The 4,166-nt window shown below is 42.5% G+C and carries 5 protein-coding genes; 1 reads left to right on the top strand and 4 read right to left on the bottom strand.

The features are described 5' to 3' along the window. From VK080_RS08790 to VK080_RS08780, 3 genes are all read right to left on the bottom strand, one after another. Window positions 1–740: Na+/H+ antiporter NhaC family protein (locus tag VK080_RS08790; RefSeq protein ID WP_324224392.1), on the bottom strand; the 740-nt coding region annotated here is incomplete at its 3' end. Window positions 741–1,156: 416 nt separating this feature from the next. Next, the gene (locus tag VK080_RS08785) at window positions 1,157–1,327 is read right to left on the bottom strand and encodes a hypothetical protein (protein ID WP_324224391.1); all 171 of its coding nucleotides are present in this window, start codon (window positions 1,325–1,327) and stop codon (window positions 1,157–1,159) included. 147 nt (window positions 1,328–1,474) lie between these two features. After that, window positions 1,475–2,239, bottom strand: coding sequence for a DUF3891 family protein (locus VK080_RS08780; RefSeq protein WP_324224390.1), 765 nt, complete (start codon window positions 2,237–2,239; stop codon window positions 1,475–1,477). A gap of 205 nt (window positions 2,240–2,444) precedes the next feature. Here VK080_RS08780 and VK080_RS08775 point away from each other — a divergent pair, with 205 nt between their 5' ends. Beyond that, window positions 2,445–3,299 (top strand): VOC family protein, encoded by an 855-nt coding sequence (locus tag VK080_RS08775; RefSeq protein WP_324224389.1) that lies wholly within the window; start codon window positions 2,445–2,447, stop codon window positions 3,297–3,299. 113 nt (window positions 3,300–3,412) lie between these two features. On the opposite strand, the gene VK080_RS08770 is transcribed toward VK080_RS08775, so the two are convergent. Then, the gene (locus tag VK080_RS08770; RefSeq protein ID WP_324224388.1) at window positions 3,413–4,015 is read right to left on the bottom strand and encodes an alpha/beta hydrolase; all 603 of its coding nucleotides are present in this window, start codon (window positions 4,013–4,015) and stop codon (window positions 3,413–3,415) included. Window positions 4,016–4,166 lie beyond the last annotated feature (151 nt).

Below are 4,166 nucleotides of genomic sequence, written 5' to 3'. Positions count from 1 at the left end.
ACTACCAAAGGTACAAGCAGCAGCCACGGTGAGATGAGAAAGTTTTCCTGCATGATCGCTGCTGTTTGCCCGATTTCTGACTCATTGATGGAACCTCCGCCGATATTTCGACCTAAAATCCAGTAAACAATTAACGCGATGACAAGCCCCGGAATTGTGGAATAGAACATGTGTTTGATATGTTCAAATAAGTTCGTTTCAGTGAGCCCCGATGCCAGATTGGTTGTTTCTGAAAGCGGTGACATTTTATCACCAAAGTAGGCACCGGAAATGACAGCCCCTGCAACCATTGCCGTCGGTATTTCCATTGCTGCGCCAATACCCATACCAGCAACGCCTATGGTTCCCATGGTTGACCACGAGCTTCCGATTGACAGGGCAACGACAGCACAAATGATACAGATGGTTACCAGAAACATTGAAGGCGAAATGATTTGCAGACCATAATAAATCATGGTAGCTACAATCCCGCCTCCAATCCAGGAACCAATGATCATCCCGACCAGCATGATAATGACAACAGCAGGAAGGGCAAGTCTGATGCCTTTATACATGCTTTCTTCAATATCTTTCCATTTAAATCCTGAACTCCAGGCTGCCAATGCAGCAACCACGGTTCCCAGAATCAGCGGGACATGCGGATCTCCTTCAAAAACAATAATGGTGACAGCCATTACGATTATCATGACAATGAGCGGAAGCAATGCCTTCAGCAATGAAATTTCTTTTTCCTTTTCCATTAGTTATCCTCCTATAGCCTGAGCAAAGGTGTATCATAAATTTTGGAAATCGCTTACATTTAACGAAAAAATAAATAAATATTACAGTCAATTTTAAAACTATTTAAATATATTGTCAATAAAGTGAATTTCTTTTAAATGAATCCAATTGTTGTTATCATGATACATAGGAACTCCACCTTTCTAGTCTCTAACAATTCTAGTTTATCAAAGGTGAGAGTTCCTTTGTTATTTAATGCTAAGAAAACAAAGACTCACCCCCTTCGATATTGGGATTCCGCCCACGGAACCCGAATATCAGAATATTTCCATTTCTATCTTCTTCCCGTAAACATTTTACTCATACAAACTTCATTCAAAGGAGTGTACTTTCCCCACTGAATGTTAGTTGAATAGAATCGGGCATTTATGGAAAGTTAGCCGCCGTATTCTGGCGGGTTACTGACCATGACATGCGGGAAAAGTAAAACTTCATTTAGCGGGAGCAATTTTCCACCACTGAAGAAGGGAACAAAGGCTAAATTCGCAACGTCGTGCTGCAATGCCTTTGTGACCTGCATCATACAGGCCCGAACTGAATCGGACATTTATGGACAGTAATCCCCGTTACATGGGGGATAAATGTTGATAAAATGCTGGCGAATTGTCGTTAAATCGTTTCGCTGGTTGGACAAAATAAAATAGCCACATCTTTACTAAAAGAATGCGGCTTTGGAAATCGAGTGCGACACATATTATGTTAACCGGACTGATACTGTATCCAACTCTGCCTGCTCGTAAGCTTTGATCAGGCCATTTTCTGCGATTGCTTTTTGCGGAACCGATTTTTGCTGAATGGTAATGTCGATTGGGCTGTTGAATGGAAATACGTTCATTTCGACTGTTTGTGAATCTTTCCAGTAAATACTGACTTTTTTTGTATGAAAAAAAGTGAGGGGCTGTGAAATGGGAATGCCGTTTTTGAAAAACGGATGCTCGTCTTCTTTGCTCACACCCGGTTCGTTGAGACAAAGATATAATGAAAGACTGTCAAAAAATTGCAGCCACCCGTAATGGACATCAAATATGTTCTTGTCATACGCTTCTAAGCGGTTGATAATCTGCTTTTGACGCTCCCGTTCATGCTGCACAAACAATTGGGATTCCTCTCCCGGGTCATTCAGGAGAAAACGCGTATAGTGTTCACTGCATAATAGAGCGGCGTAAAGGTTGTGTTGTTCCACTTCATCGATACCGTGTTTGTAAAAAACGGTTTTAGCCGGATTGGGAAAATCGGTAAACATGTACGGCTTTTGTTTCCGATCATTCCAGAATGGTTGCTTGTCAATCATTTTCCATGCAAAATCATGGTTTTCAATAGCAAATAGAACAGGTTGTTTTAATCGCTCTTCCAAAAAGAAGGAATCTTTCAAGTTGGCTGCCAGTTGGCCGGAAATGCGCGCATGGTGGTCCTGTTCAATCATAATATACTTATTTTGGCGTTCTCTTACAATCATCATTGACACCCTTTCTATGTTCAGTATACAAAAATATCCACCACGTTCAAAAAATATTGGGACAGAGGGTTAGATACGCTTCCCCGATGTCTTGAAAAAGTGACATTTACGCCTTGCTAAATGCTCAATTAAACAGTATAATTACTTACATAAAGTAACTTGGTATATAATAATAATCGAAATGCCTCGCAAGAAAGGATTGTATAGGTTGGAAAAGGAATTTTTCAAAAAACCAACGACATATGTTGGTGAAGTGAATATAAATGTCACAGATCTCGACAAATCACTGCCCTTTTATCAAGAAATCATTGGATTCAGCATTCTGGAACAAACAGACCGGAAAGCTGTCTTAACAGCAGATGGTAAAACCCCTCTATTGACATTGGAAGAGCCGGAGAATGTGCTGCCGAAAGAGGGGCGGACAACGGGATTGTTTCACTTCGCCATTTTACTTCCGTCACGGGCCGATCTTTCCAGTTTTCTGAGACATGTCGCCAAGGCAGGTGTTCAGCTCGGCGCTTCGGATCATTTGGTAAGTGAAGCACTCTATCTCAATGATCCTGATGGTAATGGCATAGAAGTGTATCGTGACCGTCCATCAAATGAATGGAACTGGTCAAACGGACAGGTTGCCATGTCGACCGAACCGCTGGATGCCAATAGTCTGCTTGCTGAAAGTGATCACGAATGGGAAGGTTTACCTAAAGCGACGGTTATGGGACATATTCACCTGCATGTGGCAAATCTCCAAAATACCGAAACATTTTACGTGGATGGACTTGGATTCCAGATTGTGACAAATTATCCCGGAGCATTGTTCGCATCAACCGGTAACTACCACCACCATATCGGCCTGAACATATGGAACGGAGAAAACGCGCCGGCTCCAGCAGAAAATAGTGCAGGACTCAACTGGTATTCACTTATTTTTCCGGATGAAAAAAGCAGAGAAGAAAAAGTTAAAAACCTGGAGCGCGCAGGTGCAAGCATTAAAAAGGAAACGGATGCGTATATCGTTAAGGACCCATCTGAAAATAAAATTCATTTGCTACTGGCTGATTAAAAAATCGTTCGGAGCTATTCCGAACGATTTTTTCTGAGATTTAAAATGTAAACGCCGAACGTTGGCAGAAAAACGCCAAACGTTAAGTCCTCACGACTCTGGACAGCCGTACATTAGAGATTGTTGTACCATTCAGCAGCTGCTTTTACTTCATTCATCGACAATTGATGGCCCATGTTTTCCCAATGGAGTTCAACTCGGGCACCGGCATTTTCGAGCAGGGATTTCAAATCCTCCGATTCCTCAGCCGGACAAATCGGATCATTTGTACCAGCACCGATAAAGACATTTTTTCCGGAGAGATCCGGCAGTTCAATCCCTCGTCTTGGGACCATCGGATGGTGCAGAATAGCAGCTTTTAAAGCATCCTGATAATGGAACAACAGGCTTCCAGCAATGTTGGCACCGTTAGAATAGCCGATTGCTACAACATTTTCACGGTCAAAACCGTGTTCCTCTGCTGCTTCATCGAGAAATTCATTCAATTCTTCCGTCCGGGCGATCAAATCTTCTTCGTCAAAAACACCTTCCGCCAGCCGTTTGAAAAAGCGCGGCATCCCGTTTTCCGATACGTTTCCACGGACGCTCAGGACATTGGCATCTTTATCAATCTCACCGGCAAGTGGCAGCAGATCCTGCTCAGTGCCTCCTGTTCCGTGAAGTAAGAGTAATGTCGGTTTTGTCTGATCATTACCTTTTTGGAAAATGTGTTTCATGGTAAATCTCCTTTCTGTCATCATCTATCTTTGTCCGATTCTCTTTAGAAGATCGATAACCGTTTTCTTTTCATCCGCCGTCAGTTCTTGAAAAACTTCTTCGATTGCTTCCTGGTGTTTGGGAAAAATGTCGTTCATCAGCTGCTTACCT

It is taken from the genome of Lentibacillus sp., assembly GCF_035301925.1.
Classification (GTDB): Bacteria; Bacillota; Bacilli; order Bacillales; family Amphibacillaceae; genus Lentibacillus.
This window is presented reverse-complemented; position numbering and strand designations above follow the sequence as displayed.